Source organism: Hymenobacter sp. UYP22, assembly GCF_040547285.1.
GTDB lineage: Bacteria > Bacteroidota > Bacteroidia > Cytophagales > Hymenobacteraceae > Hymenobacter.
On the sequence record NZ_JBEPPK010000005.1, the window covers coordinates 37,344 to 51,977 of the forward strand.

At 58.9% G+C, this 14,634-nt stretch carries 13 protein-coding genes and 1 tRNA gene; 9 read left to right on the top strand and 5 right to left on the bottom strand.

What is annotated here, in order from left to right; genetic code table 11:
• The first annotated feature begins 11 nt into the window (after positions 1–11).
• Together ABIB60_RS10390 and gloA2 are read left to right on the top strand one after the other, a co-directional pair.
• On the top strand, positions 12–725 hold the full coding sequence (locus ABIB60_RS10390) for a DUF421 domain-containing protein (RefSeq protein WP_354579686.1): 714 nt from the start codon (positions 12–14) through the stop codon (positions 723–725).
• A gap of 31 nt (positions 726–756) precedes the next feature.
• Positions 757–1,146, top strand: a complete 390-nt coding sequence (gene gloA2 / locus ABIB60_RS10395; protein ID WP_354579687.1) for an SMU1112c/YaeR family gloxylase I-like metalloprotein — start codon at positions 757–759, stop codon at positions 1,144–1,146.
• A 160-nt stretch (positions 1,147–1,306) separates the two neighbouring features.
• On the opposite strand, the gene ABIB60_RS10400 is transcribed toward gloA2, so the two are convergent.
• Positions 1,307–1,951 (bottom strand): hypothetical protein, encoded by a 645-nt coding sequence (locus ABIB60_RS10400; protein ID WP_354579689.1) that lies wholly within the window; start codon positions 1,949–1,951, stop codon positions 1,307–1,309.
• A gap of 127 nt (positions 1,952–2,078) precedes the next feature.
• On the opposite strand from ABIB60_RS10400, the gene ABIB60_RS10405 reads away from it, so the two are divergent.
• Both ABIB60_RS10405 and serA read left to right on the top strand, forming a co-directional pair.
• Positions 2,079–3,551, top strand: coding sequence for an ATP-binding protein (locus tag ABIB60_RS10405; protein ID WP_354579690.1), 1,473 nt, complete (start codon positions 2,079–2,081; stop codon positions 3,549–3,551).
• Between the two features lie 171 nt (positions 3,552–3,722).
• On the top strand, positions 3,723–5,624 hold the full coding sequence (serA, locus tag ABIB60_RS10410; RefSeq protein WP_354579691.1) for a phosphoglycerate dehydrogenase: 1,902 nt from the start codon (positions 3,723–3,725) through the stop codon (positions 5,622–5,624).
• 549 nt (positions 5,625–6,173) lie between these two features.
• Here serA and ABIB60_RS10415 read toward each other — a convergent pair.
• Positions 6,174–7,523, bottom strand: coding sequence for a D-alanyl-D-alanine carboxypeptidase/D-alanyl-D-alanine-endopeptidase (locus tag ABIB60_RS10415; RefSeq protein ID WP_354579692.1), 1,350 nt, complete (start codon positions 7,521–7,523; stop codon positions 6,174–6,176).
• A 159-nt stretch (positions 7,524–7,682) separates the two neighbouring features.
• Here ABIB60_RS10415 and ABIB60_RS10420 point away from each other — a divergent pair, with 159 nt between their 5' ends.
• The 4 genes from ABIB60_RS10420 to ABIB60_RS10435 all read left to right on the top strand — a co-directional run bounded on the left by ABIB60_RS10420 (position 7,683) and on the right by ABIB60_RS10435 (position 11,954).
• Positions 7,683–8,540 (top strand): T9SS type A sorting domain-containing protein, encoded by an 858-nt coding sequence (locus ABIB60_RS10420; protein WP_354579693.1) that lies wholly within the window; start codon positions 7,683–7,685, stop codon positions 8,538–8,540.
• A gap of 120 nt (positions 8,541–8,660) precedes the next feature.
• The gene (locus ABIB60_RS10425) at positions 8,661–9,206 is read left to right on the top strand and encodes a hypothetical protein (protein WP_354579694.1); all 546 of its coding nucleotides are present in this window, start codon (positions 8,661–8,663) and stop codon (positions 9,204–9,206) included.
• Between the two features lie 86 nt (positions 9,207–9,292).
• Entirely contained in the window at positions 9,293–11,620 is a 2,328-nt protein-coding gene (locus ABIB60_RS10430; protein ID WP_354579696.1) for a GAF domain-containing protein, read from the top strand.
• A 40-nt stretch (positions 11,621–11,660) separates the two neighbouring features.
• Complete coding sequence (locus ABIB60_RS10435) at positions 11,661–11,954, top strand: DUF7677 family protein (protein ID WP_354579697.1); 294 nt, start codon at positions 11,661–11,663, stop codon at positions 11,952–11,954.
• A gap of 63 nt (positions 11,955–12,017) precedes the next feature.
• On the opposite strand, the gene ABIB60_RS10440 is transcribed toward ABIB60_RS10435, so the two are convergent.
• From ABIB60_RS10440 to ABIB60_RS10450, 3 genes are all read right to left on the bottom strand, one after another.
• Positions 12,018–12,689, bottom strand: a complete 672-nt coding sequence (locus ABIB60_RS10440; protein ID WP_354579698.1) for a phosphatase PAP2 family protein — start codon at positions 12,687–12,689, stop codon at positions 12,018–12,020.
• 186 nt (positions 12,690–12,875) lie between these two features.
• Positions 12,876–12,957: transfer RNA gene (locus tag ABIB60_RS10445), tRNA-Leu, on the bottom strand.
• Between the two features lie 133 nt (positions 12,958–13,090).
• The gene (locus ABIB60_RS10450; protein ID WP_354579699.1) at positions 13,091–13,807 is read right to left on the bottom strand and encodes a phosphatase PAP2 family protein; all 717 of its coding nucleotides are present in this window, start codon (positions 13,805–13,807) and stop codon (positions 13,091–13,093) included.
• 109 nt (positions 13,808–13,916) lie between these two features.
• Between ABIB60_RS10450 and ABIB60_RS10455 the strand changes: the two genes are divergently transcribed.
• Positions 13,917–14,564: a class I SAM-dependent methyltransferase gene (locus tag ABIB60_RS10455; RefSeq protein WP_354579701.1), complete on the top strand. Its 648-nt coding sequence runs from the start codon at positions 13,917–13,919 to the stop codon at positions 14,562–14,564.
• The last annotated feature ends 70 nt before the right edge of the window (positions 14,565–14,634 follow it).

The following is a 14,634-nucleotide window of genomic DNA, read 5'->3' on the forward strand; positions in this document are numbered from 1 at the left end:
CCCCACTGCTCATGCTCCTTGCCGCCGATATTCAGCCCTTCGATTGGAACCGCATCCTTTTCTCCGACGAGTCTCCACCGCTGTTTCTGCTGGAAGTAGGGCTGCGCTGCCTGCTTACCTACCTCATGATTCTGGGGGCCTTGCGCGTGACGGGTCGGCGCGGCGTACGGCAGTTGTCCATCTTTGAGCTGAGCATCATCCTGGCCTTGGGCTCAGCCGCCGGCGACGCCATGCTTTACCACGACACCCCCCTGCTACACGCGGCCGTGGTGTTCGGAATGGTATCGGGGCTGTACTTGCTTTTTAACCGGCTTACCGAGCGGTTCCCGAAGTTTTCGGATTGGCTGGAAGGTGCCCCGGTGCTGTTGGTGGAAAACGGCGAAATCAACTTGCCTAACTTCACCAAACAGAACCTCACCCAGAAGGAGCTATTCGGGGAGCTGCGGCTGCGGCAGGTAGAGCATCTGGGCCAGGTGCGCCGCGCTTACATTGAGGCTACTGGCGAAGTCAGCATTTACTTCTTCGCCGACGAGGACGTGCGGCCCGGCTTGCCCATTCTGCCCGAGCGCAAGGCCGATAAGCGCCACCGCGTGGAGCAGGCCGGCACCTACGCCTGCGCCTGCTGCGGCCACGTGCAATCCATTGCCAAAGGTGAGCACGCCGAGTGCGGCAACTGCCACGAGGGCGTCTGGATTCCGGCTTGTGACACCCAGCGCATTGCGTAAGTTGTTGCTTGTTTATCCTTGATTTGCCCGTATGCTGCCCCTGCTCCACGTTCATCACATTGCTATTATTGCGGCTGATTACGCCCGCTCCAAGCGGTTCTACACCGAAGTGCTGGGCCTGCGTATCATCCGGGAAGTACACCGGGAAGCCCGGCAGTCGTGGAAGCTGGACCTAGCTTTGGGCGAGCAGTACATCATTGAGTTGTTTTCCTTCCCCAATCCGCCCCGCCGCCTTACGCAGCCCGAGGCCACTAGCCTGCGCCACCTGGCCTTCGCCGTGGCGGATATCGACGCCACCGTGCGCCACCTCACGGCTCATAGCGTAGCCTCCGAGCCCATTCGGGTGGACGAGCTGACGGGCCGCCGCTTTACTTTTATTGAAGACCCCGACGGCCTGCCGCTGGAGTTCTACGAAGCCTAACCAAAAAAACAGCGCCCCGACCTTAAAGGCCGGGGCGCTGTTGCAACTGCGAATCGAATTTGAGCCAATTCGCAGGCTTGCATGGTATGCGTCGGGGTATACGCACCACTAGGCGCGTAGGTTTCGCCCTTTGCGAACCAGCCAGAATTGAGGCTACCAGTTACTGCGTTGGCGCTACCATCAACCTCCAGTAAGACACAGATCCTTCCCGGCCATTGGGAAACTCCAGCCGCTTCAGGTACAGCGTATTCTTATCCACCCAAAATAGCTCCTCAGGCTCCCAACTGGTGGGCCGCACCTCCCACAACGGCCGTAGCGTACCATTTTGCAGCCGGAAAATCTGCAGGGCGTTGGGCTGGCCGCCGCTGTATTCCAACCCTGGGCAAATAGTGGCAATACGTTGCTGATCGGGTCCGTACACGGGCCTTCCGTACAGCGTCAGCCGCCGTCCTTCCGGGCTAATCAGCCACCACTCACTGGTTTCGTAGAACGCCACTTCCACTACGTGCCGCCGCAAACCTGGCAGAAATCCGTGGTAGGTGTATTGGGTCGTTTCTTCCTCCCCGTGTCCGTTAGCAATGGCTTTTTCGTCGATGACTACGTTGCGGAAAGTTTGCGGGCCGGTACTGGTAGGAATGACGAACTGCCCGTTGAGGGGTTTTATGGGAAAAGTCGTCGGCACTTGTACCGTTTTGGCTGCTCGCCGGGCCTGGGCGTAGGTAGCCGCCGTAATCCGGTGCAGAGTGACAGCCGGGGGCGCAGGCGGGCCAGGTAATAGCGTGAGCAGGGCTAGTAGTAGTTGCATGACCCAAAATACGAGCCTTATTTAAGCAATAAGTGCTGAGGCCGGTACTCTTTCCTGGTTTGAAATCGTAGAGCTGTTGCGGTACAGCTTATGCTGCATTGCCTGCCGCCCCCTACCTTGCCCCACTATGCCCGACAACCCTACTTCCTCTGCCGACGATTTACAGTTGCTCCGCACGCTCCTGCAGCTACCCGGCGAAAGTGAAGTAGTCGAACTGAAGGAGGCAAAGGATAACTTCGACTTCGATAAACTAGGCAAGTATTTCAGTGCGCTTAGTAATGAGGCGAATCTGAAAGCAGCCGACCAGGGGTGGCTGCTCTTTGGCGTAAACGATCAACGGCAAGTGGTTGGTACAAATTACCGGCCTGAACCAGCCGCCCGTAACACGCTTATTCGGGACATAGCCGACCAAACAGGCTCCCGCATCACTTTCCGCAGCATTCGGGAAGTTGCCTGGGAAGGTAAGCGCGTATTGCTGTTTGAAATTCCGCCCGCACTACTCGGGTTACCCACTGCCTGGAAGGGCCACTACTACGGCCGCGACGGGGAAAGCTTGGGCCCATTAAACCCGGATGAGCGCCGCCAGATTGAGCGGCAGCTTCACGAGCACGAGTTTGAAAAAGAGCCGGCTATGCGCAACGTCACGGCTACTCACGTCCGGGAGCTGTTGGACTGTGAAGGCTTTTTCAGGCTTTTTCGCCTACCCCTTCCTTCCAGTGTGCCCAGCGTTATTGAAAAGCTGTTGCAGGAGCGTTTGATTGCGCGCAATGCTGAAGGCCGTTTTGATATCACGAACTTGGGGGCTATCCTGTTTGCGCGGGATCTGCAACGATTTGACCGGCTGGAGCATAAAGGCTTACGCGTCTTTTTTTACGAAGGTCACGGTCCAACCAGTAGGGTCAGGATGCGGCAGGAAGGCCGATTAGGATATGCCTTAGGCTTTCTGGGCATGGTAAGCTACCTGAACGAACGACTTCCTTCCAATGAGGCGATTGAGCAGATAAGGCGGGAAGTTGTACCAGTTTATCCGATACTGGCTCTTCGGGAATTAGTAGCCAACGCGCTGATTCATCAGGATTTCACTATCCGGGGTGCTTGGCCAACGGTAGAGGTTTTTGCTGACAGAATCGAAATTACCAATCCAGGGGCGCCTATTATCGACACTCAACGTTTCATCGACCATGCCCCTCAGAGTCGGAATGAAGCGTTAGCCGCCATGATGCGTCGCCTGGAGTTCTGTGAGTTGCGGGGGAGCGGAATTGACCGGGTAGTAGAGGAATGTGAGAAGTATCAGTTGCCCGCTCCAAACTTCATTCGGGGCGACAACTACACCCGAGCCATCTTGTTCAGCCCACGCCCCCTTCGGCTCATGGACAAGCCCGATAAGATCCGAGCCTGTTACCAGCATGCCTGCCTCAAATACACAGTGGGAGAACAAATGACCAACCAGACATTTCGCGCACGAATGAATATTGAAGAAAAGAATTACCCTGCTGTATCGCGCATCATTGCCGATACCATTGAGAAAGGTTTGATAAAGCCTTTTGACCCGGATAACAAATCAAAGAAACACACCCGTTACATTCCTTTTTGGGCCTAGAAGGCTGCGTAATCGTCGGAAGGTTGTCGCTTCTTTCTTCCACGATACTCTTTGTCATTTCTTATGTAACCGTTATGTAATTATATGTTACAGAAACAGCTCAGACACGATGGTTTGGCTATTTTCTTATGTAACCGTTATGTAACTGCCGCCTCTTACTCTGCCCCCACTATGCCCGACAACCCCGTGCCACTCCCCTATCTCATCATTGATTTCGACAGCACCTTTACCCAGGTAGAAGGCCTGGATGAACTGGCTGATATTGCCCTTACCGGCCAGCCCAACCGCCTGGAAGTAGTAGCAGCCATCCGCGCCCTCACCGACCGGGGCATGAGCGGGGAGCTGAAGTTCTCGGAGTCGCTCAGGGAGCGGCTGGCCCTGCTGCCGGCCCGCCGCGAGCATATAGCCCTGCTGGTGGAGCGGCTGAAAGGTAAAGTGTCGGAAAGCATCCGGCGCAACCGCAGCTTCTTCGAGCAGTTTCCGGGCCGGGTGTACATTGTGAGCAGCGGCTTCCGGGAATTTATCGAGCCGGTAGTGGCCGAGTTTGGCATCGACGCCGCCCACGTACTGGCCAACACTTTCACTTTTGATACCGAGGGCCGCATCACCGGCTTCGACCCCAGCAACCCGCTTAGCCAGGACGGGGGCAAAATTCTGCAGCTGCGCCAGCTTGACCTCCACGGCCCCGTCTACGCCCTCGGCGACGGGTACACCGACTACCAGATCCGGGAAGCGGGCCTGGCCGACCGATTCTATGCCTTTACCGAAAACGTAACCCGCGAGGCTGTGGTGGCCCGCGCCGATGAAGTACTGCCCTCCTTCGACGAATTTCTCTACCAGAACAAGCTCCCCATGACCCTCTCTTATCCCAAGAACCGCATCAAAGTTCTGCTCCTTGAAAACCCCGACCCCCGCGCCGCTGAGCTGTTTCGGCAGGAAGGCTACCAGGTGGATACCGTGCCCGGTGGCTTGGATGAGGAGGAGCTGGCGGCCCGTATGGAAGGCGTGAGCATCCTGGGCATCCGGAGCAAAACGCAGGTGACGCCCCGGGTTTTGGAAGCGGCCAACCGCCTGATTGCCGTGGGCGCGTTCTGCATCGGCACCAACCAGATTGACCTTACCGGCTGCATGAAAAAGGGCGTGGCCGTGTTCAATGCTCCCTTCAGCAACACCCGCTCGGTGGTGGAGCTGGCCCTGGGCGAAATAATTATGCTGGCCCGCCGCATCCCCGAGAAAAGCCCCAAAATGCACCAGGGCGAGTGGGATAAATCGGCCAGCGGCTCGTTTGAAATTCGGGGCAAGAAATTGGGCATTGTAGGCTACGGCAACATTGGGGCGCAGCTCTCGGTGGTGGCGGAGGCCGTAGGCATGCAGGTGCTGTACTACGATGTGGCCGAGAAGCTGCAGCTGGGCAATGCCGTAAAAATGCGCACCCTGGATGAGCTGCTGCAGCAAGCCGATATTGTGACCCTCCACGTGGATGGCCGCCTGGAAAACACCAACCTCATTGGAGCCCGGGAGCTGGCCCTGATGAAGCCTGGTGCCCTGCTCCTGAACAATGCCCGCGGCCACGTGGTAGATGTACCGGCCCTGGCCGCCGTGCTCCGCTCGGGTCACCTCGGCGGGGCAGCCGTAGACGTGTTTCCCTACGAGCCCAAAACCAACCAGGAGAGCTTTGAAAATGAGCTACGCGGCTTGCCCAATGTGCTGCTCACCCCCCATATTGGGGGCAGTACCGCCGAGGCCCAGCGCAACATTGCCGAGTTCGTGCCCGAGCGGATTATGCAATACGTGAACACCGGCAACACCCAGCAGAGCGTCAATTTCCCCAACATTCAGCTGCCCGAGCAGCAGGCCCACCGCCTCATCCATATTCACCAGAACGTGCCCGGTGTACTGGCCCGCATCAATAACGTGCTGGCCCAGCACCACGTCAATATTCTGGGTCAGTACCTGAAAACCAACGAGCACATCGGCTACGTGATTACCGACATCGACAAGCAATACGACCAGGAAGTAATTCAGGCCCTGCGCGAAGTGGAGCACACCATCAAGTTCCGGGTGCTATATTAATGGCAGTAGCGCGAACTTTGCAGTTCGCGTCCCCGAGCCATCCGGCTGACTATAATGGCCTGGGAGGACAAAGCCGGATAATCCCGCTTGCTGACGTTGCTAGAATACGTCCAATTTCTGAAAGCCCCTCGGGCTGTACCGGCAATTGTGCAATGCAATGGCCGGTACAGCCCGAGGGGCTTTCACTATTCTGCCCGCTCTTTCAGCAGATCATTGTATTACCGGACCAGTTCAGTGTATAGGCCATACACATACAGGAGTTTGTCTTTACAATCGGCCAGGCTATCAAGTTGGTAGGGCACTACGGACTCAGCCACCAGAGAAGCCGGGGATGCAAGCTCCCGGCAATCCGCCGCGAAATCGTGGTGAATTACGATACCTACTCGCTTAATAAAATCGAAGCTCAGATTTGGATCCTCAAAGCGCCGGTAGAGGGTAGGCCGACTGATAACAAGTCAACTACTCCCGACAACGCGCAGAATCCCATGCCGATGAACATCAGCAGCATGCCCAGGTACAGCATCAAGGCAACGGGGCCGTATTTCGGCCTTATAGACGCTCCCGCATCAGCGTTAGTACCCGCTCCATTTCCCGGCGCACCTCGGCGGTAGGCACCACGTGGTTGTTGTTCAGGAAGCTAAAGGCTAGCAGCCGTCCTGATTTGGTACGCAGGTAGCCTACTAGGTTGTGGTTGTTGGTGAGCGTACCGGTTTTCCCCCAGAGCCAGGGCCCGCGCGCATCCCGGTACACACGGCGCAGGGTGCCCTGCCCACCCCCGGCAGCCAGTAGGCTCAGCAGGCGCGGCTCAGGCACGCGCTGGTGCAGTTTCAGCAGTAGCGCCACCAGGGTCCGCGGCGTTACCAGGTTCAGGCGCGAAAGGCCGGAGCCATCCACCCACACGGCCGCATCGGGCAGGTCGCGTAGGTAGTTGGCCTGCATTACCCGAATGGTGCGGGCTGTACTCAGGGAGTCGTTGCTGAGAGTAGAGGCACCCATCAGCAGCAGCTGTTCGGCCAGAAAATTGTCGCTTACGCGCAGCATACGACGGTATAGGGAGTCAACGGGCAAGCCACGTAGAGTACGCACGGAGTCTTGAGCGCGCAGGCGCAACGGGGCCAGGGCTACCGGGCGGCGCAAGGTATCCTGTAGTAGTTGCAGCAGCAGCGCCGGACTGGTACGGAAGGGAGTTTCATCCACCCAACTGCTGGCGGCTGGAAATGCCCAAAACCGGTTTTCCTGCTCTTGGCGCCGCACATGGTCCTGGGCGGGGTTGGGCATGCCGGCCGGGGCTGGCTGGGTGAGCGGACGGAAAAAGCGGGGCAGCACCTTGGGCAGGGGTTGGCCGGCGCGGCCGTAAAAGCGCACGGTGTGCCCATAAATGGGTAGCGGCCCCCGCTCCGGCTGGAAATAGTAGTTGTAATCGTCCCAGCTCCAGCCGGGGCCGTAGGCCGGGGCGGTGGGCACTGGCGCGTACACCAGCTGGCCTGGGTAGGTTTGCAGGAAGGTAAAGGCCCGCCGCGAGGGCACGTCGCCGTGCAGGAGCGTAGGGTCGCCGGTACCCCAGAACAGCAGGGTATCGGGGCGCTGCACGTAGTGCAGGCTGGGCAGGGAATCGGGCAGCAGCTGCAGGCCGGCGTAGAGGCTGAACAGCTTCATGGTGCTGGCGGGCGTGAAATACTGGCTTTCCTGGCGGCCAAACAGCTGCTGGCCGGTGGCCACGTCGGCCACGCACACTCCCACTTGGTGCCGCCGCAATATCCCCGACTCCTGCAGCAACTGCTCCAGCCAGGCGGGGTTAGGAGCCGGACGCGGCGCGGCAGGAGCCGTAGGCTGCGCCTGGGTTGATACAGAAAGCAGGAGGCCAAACAGGGCCAGGTAATGGGCAAGAGCAACACGCATAAGGGGCGCAAGATGGCAGATTCGTAGATGAAACAGGCAGATTAGCCGACCTTTTGCGGCCCCGGTTAAACCTTGACCCCAATTTCGTTTCTATGCGAAGTAGACCAATGCCGGCGTTGGCTATCTTCCCACTACCTCTCCACAGTTGAACCTGAGCTGATGAACCTTGCCCGACTATCCTCCCTGGCCCTGGGGGCTATCCTTACCGTTACCTCGCTTACCAGCCAAGCCCAGCAAACCGGCCCAGCAGCACAGCCGGCCCGCGCCGAAACCAGGGCCTACATCAGCCGGAATGTGCTGCCTACGCTGCGCATCCAGCGCCAGAAGCTGGAGGCCCAGCTAAGCACTTCCGATAAAGCCCAACTGGCCGTATTCCGGGCCCAACTCCACGACCTGCGCCAGCGGGGCCGTGAGCTACGCCGCCCGGCCGCGCCGGCCCGCCCCGCCCTCACGGAGCCTGAGCAACAACTGGCGCAGCAGCTGCGCACCGAAACCCGTACCCTGCTGCAAAGCGTGGAGCAGCTGGCCCGCAAGTACGACGCTGATATTGCCCGTCTGACCCAGGAGCTGAAGCCGCAGCGTGAGCAGTGGGCTACTGATTTGCAGGCCATTGCCGCTCAGCACCCTGGCCCGACTACCCAACCCCACCCGCGCAAACACCGCCGCTCCGACGGGGTACGTCGCTTCCTGCAGCCAGCCCAGTTTCTGCTGCTCCAGCCCGAGGCTCCCACCCCAACTCCCGCTGCACCGGGTGGTACTGCCGGGCTTGGAGGCGTGTTTCCTAATCCCGCCACCGCCGCCAGCCAGCTGGAGTACGAGGTTACTAAAGCGGGCCCTGTCACGGTGGAGCTGCTCGATGGGCGGGGCAACACCTTGCGCACGGTAACGCAGGCCGCCAAACAGGAAAAAGGCCCGCACACCCTGGCCGTAGATGTAGCCGACCTGCCCACGGGTACCTATTTCTTCAAGATTACCACCCGCACCGGAGCCGAAACCAAACGGTTCGTGAAAGAATAGCCCGCCGCATCAATAACCAGCCCTGGGGCAACGTTCTGAAGCCGGCCTGCACTGCGTAGGTCGGCTTTTTCGGGGCCCAGCCCCCGTACACGGCGGTCAACCCTCTATCTTTACGGTACTATGCTGCGTTTTTCCCTGAACTGGTGCTTATTCGTTCTTACGGCTGCGGTGCTGGCCTCCTGCTGCGGCTCCGTGGCCTGCGAGTGTGATGACCGGTACGCTGAGGCAATCAAGCTGCAATTCAGCGCCGATGCCGTGAAGGGCTTCCAGGACCGCGAAATCCGCAACGTGTTTCTGGTGCGCGTGCCCAACGATACGGCCCAGCGGCCCCGGGCCGATACCGTGGCCTTTACCCGCACCAATGGGCAGCGGCTGCGCGACACCCTGGTTATCAACAACCTTACGCCCTTCACCCGCAGCGGCAACCGCAACCTCAACGAGTACCGCTACCAGGTGTACCTGGCCCGCACCCGCCGCGACTCCGTATTCTTCCGCTACACCATTGACAGGGTAGCCCTGGAAACCCGCCTCCAAGGCGACGGGTGCTGCACTTGCTACCAGAACACCAGCAAACTGGTGTACACCAACGGCAGCACCACGCCCATCAACCTCACCGACCCCAGCGCCAACAACCAGTTGGTGCCGCTGGTACTGGCCCGGCCCTGAGCCGCCCCAACGGCCCGCTCCCTTTACCGTATAACCAACGCCTCAGCTTCCCACCTTGCCGGGCGCTGCGGCGTGCCCCCTCTGTTATGCTGAAAGAACCGACCCCGGCCGTCTCGCCCACTTTTCCGTTCCGGACTACCCTTAGCCTGGAACCCCTGATTGCGTACTGGCGTGCCGGCGAGGAGTCGCTGAACCAGGGTATTGCGCTGCTGTCCCGCTCGGTGGGCCAGCAGGTAGCCGCCGCCGACTGGGTGCGGGGTGCCCTTACCGACCTCACGCTGCTGGAATGCAACTGTGACCTGATTGAAACCCTGATGCTGGCCGTGTTTCCGCCCGCCTCTTTCAACACGGACATTGTGGGGGCTATTCCGCCATTTCAGCGGCACAGCTTCTACCACACGCCCCGCTTCGCTGAGGTGCTGCTGAATGCCAGCAACATCATTAAGCAGCCGCTGAATATTGATATGCGACAGCTGGAGGTGTACACCACGCGCATGGCTTACCAGCTTATTCTGGAGAAGGTGTACGAGGTGCAGCTGCCGCTGCAGGGTAGCATCATCTTTACCGTGCCCGACTATAGCATTGGCCTCTACCGGCACTACAGCGTGGAGTTCAACTCCACTTTTTTGCAGGTGCAGGTGCACGGCGAGAAGCCGGAGCTGACCCCGGAGCAGCTTGATTTTCTGAGCCGGAACCCCCACCGCACCGAGTTGTGGCAGGAGCTGTTACCCCCGGAGCATTTCGAGTTGGTAGGCTTCAACATTCTGCACCTGGTAGATGTAACGGAGCAGGAAATCCTCTCGGAGCTGAAGTACGACCTGCTGGAGCGGGACGTGCTGCAGGCTTCCGACCGGTTGGAGCAGATTCAGGAGAAGTTGCGGGTACTGTTCGGTAAGCCGTTTTTGCAGCTGGGTATTGCAGCCTACGATGAGAAGAAGCGGGCTTTCGTGGATTTTGGCCGCAAAATCAACCACAGCTTCCTGACTAAGCAGCTGCACAATCCCGATGCCAGCTCCGGCTTCCGGCAGATTTACAGCCAGCTCTGGCAGGACCGCCGCCCCCTGGTGCTGGAGGATGTGGAGCGGGCCGATATGCCCGAGGATTTGCGCCAGCAGATTCTGAGCCTGGGTATCCGCTCGGCTATTCTGGCCCTGCTGCCCTACGGCGACGATACCGTGGGCCTCTTGGAGCTGGGCTCCCCCACCGTAGGCGACCTGAACGAGTTCAGCCTCGAAAATGTGAACCAGTTTCTGCCCCTGTTTGCGGTAGCCGTAAAGCGCAACGCCGAGGACATTCAGACGCGGGTGCAGGCCATTATCAAGGAGAAGTTTACGGCCATTCACCCCACCATGGAGTGGCGCTTTACGGATGCGGCCCAAAACCTGCTGCAGAAAGTGGAGGATGGCAACCGCCAGGCCGAAATGGAGGACATTGTGTTCCATGACGTGTATCCTCTGCACGGCTCCAGTGATATTCGGGGGAGCAGCACGGCCCGCAACGAGGCTATTCAGGGCGACTTGATTGAGCACCTCACGCTGGCTGGCAAGGTGCTGAAAAAGGCCTCGGAGTTTCAGCAGCTACCCATCCTGGATGAACTGAAGTTCTACGTGAACAAAAACCTGCGCCGCCTGCGCCAGGGCATTCTGAGCGGCGACGAGGTGAGCATCTTCGAGTCGTTGCGCACGGAAATGGAGCCGTTGTTTGAGTACCTGCGCCAGAACACCCCGGAGCTGCAGCCCGTCATTCAGCAGTACTGGTCCCACATCGACCCCGAGCTGGGCATCCTTTATAAGCGCCGCAAAGCTTTTGAGGAAACCACTACCCTGCTCAACGATGCTGTGAGCAGCTACCTGGACGAGGAAGATGCCAAGGCCCAGCAGATGTTCCCGCACTACTTCCAGCGCTTCAAAACCGATGGCGTGGAGCACAACATTTACGTGGGAGCAGCCTTGGTGCAAAACAAGCCCTTCGACCTGGTATTTTTGAAAAACCTGCGGCTGTGGCAGCTGCTGGTGATGGTGGAAATTACCCGCCGCACGGCCGCCCTCAAACCCAGCCTGCCAGTGCCGCTGGAAACCACTCAACTCATTCTCATTCACAGCCAGCCCCTGAGTATCCGGTTCCGGCAGGATGAGCGTCAGTTTGATGTGGACGGGGCTTACAACATCCGCTACGAAATCATCAAGAAGCGCATCGACAAGGCCACGGTAGTGGGCACCGGGGAGCGGCTCACCCAACCCGGACTTATTGCTTTGGTGTACAGCCAGCAGCGCGAGGCCGATGAATACTATGAGTACATCGACTACCTCCAGGACCGAGGCTTGTTGGAACCCGAAATAGAGGAGCTGGAGCTAGAAGAACTACAGGGCGTGAAAGGGCTCTTGGCTTTGCGCGTGAAGGTGAAAGTGAATTGAGAAGTTATGTAAGCGTCACTACCGTTGTTTTCCTAACCCTATGAAACTAAGTCATTCCTTCAGCGGTGCGTTGCGCACATTTACTTACTTCATGGCCAGTGGAAGACACTATATGCTTAAGGGCGTTGATTACCTTGAGTTGTATGGTGAGGAGCCAAGCGCCATTGAGCAGGTGTACGCCATTTATGCCAATGTCATTGAGTTGGACGAAAATGGCCTAGTATTAAATGGAGAATACGCAGAGAAGCGGGCAACCGATTACCTCCGCTCCTATTGTGATGCATCTTTCGAAGTAGCCCCTCCTTACAATGACTGGGAGCTGGAATTACATTAAGCTCCGCCTTCACTAGATAGAAACGGTCTTTTTGACGGAAGGCAAGCCTAGGCCCCTTTTCACTTATTTTATTACTTGTTTCTCCCGCCACCAGAAGCGCAAAGCGGCGCGCAGCAGAATCAGCCAGAACAGGCCGCCGGCGAAACCGGCCGCTACATCGGTGGCGTAATGCACGTGCAGGTAGACGCGGGTCAGGCCGATGAGCAGGGCAAACAGCACCAGCAGAGCCGCCCAGGCTGGGTGCCGCCGATGCCGCCACAGCATCCAGGCTAAGCAGCCATAAAGGGCCAGCCCAATCATGGCGTGGCCGCTGGGAAAGCTCATTCCCGGCTGAAATAGCAGCGCCGAACTAGGACGCAGGCGGTGGAAGTGCGTTTTCAGCACCTGGTTCAGCAGCGCCGCGCCGGCCACGGCACAAAATACCTCCAGGGCTTCCCTCCGATGTCCGCGTGCCCGCAGCAGCAGCGGAATACCGGCCCCCGCCAGCACCAAAAACGGTAGGGAGGCAAAAAACGTCAGGCCGGAAACCAGCGGGTCCAATCCGGGCCAGGCGACCCGGAGCGCATCCATCCGTTGGAAAGCCCAGGTATCAAACTGCACCGAGTGCTCTACGAATACTACTCGCACCAGGAAGAAGAAGAACAGCGCGGCCCCGATAAACACCCCGCCCACTACCGCTACTTCCACAGTAAGCAGGCTGAACAGAGCAAGCAGGCGGGCCGGTAGTTTCTTCATTCAATCACAGATTAGCGCTGATTGAGCAGATTACGCAGGTTGTTACGTGCAAGCCTGCGGATGCGGCCGGACCTGGCCATAGTGGTAGGCCAGGGTGTGCGTTTATCGGCGGTTGAGACAATGTTACCTGCTTGACCGGTAAAATCTGCAATAAAAAAAGCCGACCCATTGCTGGGTCGGCTTCTGTGCGCTCGGAGAGACTCGAACTCTCACACCGTTAGGAACTGCCGCCTGAAGACAGCGCGTCTACCAATTTCGCCACAAGCGCAGCACTCTTTTTATCAGCTGACCTCCGGGTGAGTGTCATTTGATGCTGCAAAGATAGGCTGATTTTTCAACGCCTGTCAAGTTTCGGAACAAAAAAACTGGTAAAATATTTTTCTAAAAAGAGTGATTTTACGCTATACAGGCTGTTTTTCAGCGGCTTGCAGTTGATTTTTAAATCGTTTTTTCGCCTGCATTTCTAAGCGTTTCAGTACCGGAATGGCTACTACCAGCCACGCCAGCCCCGCTGCGAAGCCCGCCAGCACATCGGTGGCGTAGTGCACCCGCAGGTATACCCGCGTCAGGCCGATGAGCAAAATCAGGAGCGCCAAAGCCCCGCTAAGGCCGTAACGCCAGGCGGGGCGGCGCACATGCGTCCAGACGAGGTAAATGAGCAAGCCGTAGAAGGAAGCCGAAATCATGGCGTGGCCACTGGGGAAGCTCAGGCCGGAAGCGGAAGTAAGCGGCAGCAATGGCCGGGGCCGCTGATAAAACTGCTTTAACACCAGATTCAGGGTGATGCTGCCCAAGGCCACTACTGGCACCAGCAAGGAATACCAGCGGTGGCGCTTCAGGAGCAGAAACCAGTTGATGAGCAGGCACCCGGCCCCGGTGATAAAGTTGCGGGAGGCGAAGAACGTAACGGCCTCTACCCAGCTCTGCCGGCTGGGCCCCAGCAAACGGCGCGCCCAGCGGAAAGCCTCCGCATCAAACGTGGCCGCGTCCTGGTCGAACACCTCCCGGCCCAGGGCCAGAAACAGAACCACGCCCAGCGTACCCAGGGCCAGGGTAATGGCAAACTCCGTCAGAAAAAGCGTAAACCCGGCCAGCAGCCGCTGCAGTGTGCCCCTCATGCAGCCTAATACGGATTGAGCGGGAAGGAAGGTACGCGAATAACAGGCCCAAGATGATAGTACCTTCGTCAATCTGTTTCTGCTTACCCTTTGCCCCCACTAGCTCCCAATGCTTCTGCCCGATTCTGGTTTTGATGCGGTAGCGGCGTTTTACGATGCCCTGGCCCGGCTGGTATACGGCCCGGCCCTGCAGCGCGCTCAGCAGGCGGCCCTGGATGCGGGACTACCCCTGGGCCCGGTACGGGTACTGGTGATTGGGGGTGGCACTGGCTGGGTGCTGGGCGAGATTTTGCGGCGGCGGCCCGAGGCACGTATTCTGTACCTGGAAGCTTCTCCGCGCATGCTGGCCCGCAGCCGGGCCTGGCTGCCGCGGCACGCCCCCCACCAGGCCCCACAGGTGGTATTCCGGCTGGGCACGGAAGCCGTTCTGCAACCCCAGGAGCAGTTTGACGCGGTGCTGACGTTCTTTTTCCTGGATTTATTCGCCCCAGACCGGCTGCGCAGTATTGTGGAGCGGCTGCATCCGGTGCTGGTGCCTGGTGGTAGGTGGTTGCTGGCTGATTTTGGGCCGCCCAGCCGCTGGTGGCACCGGGTGCTGCTCTGGCTGATGTACCGGTTTTTCGGCTTCAGCGCCGGTATCAGCGCCCGGCAACGGCCGCCCATAGAAGCGGAGCTGCGTCGCCTGAACCTGCGGGCCCAGGCTGCCGGGCAGTTTTTTGGCCAAATGGTGCAGGCCAGCGTGTGGCGCAATCAGTAATAGGCTGCCGGATGGCGGGCAGGCGCCGGGTTGGCGGGTGACAAACGCAAACCAACAAGTCGATGCGAGA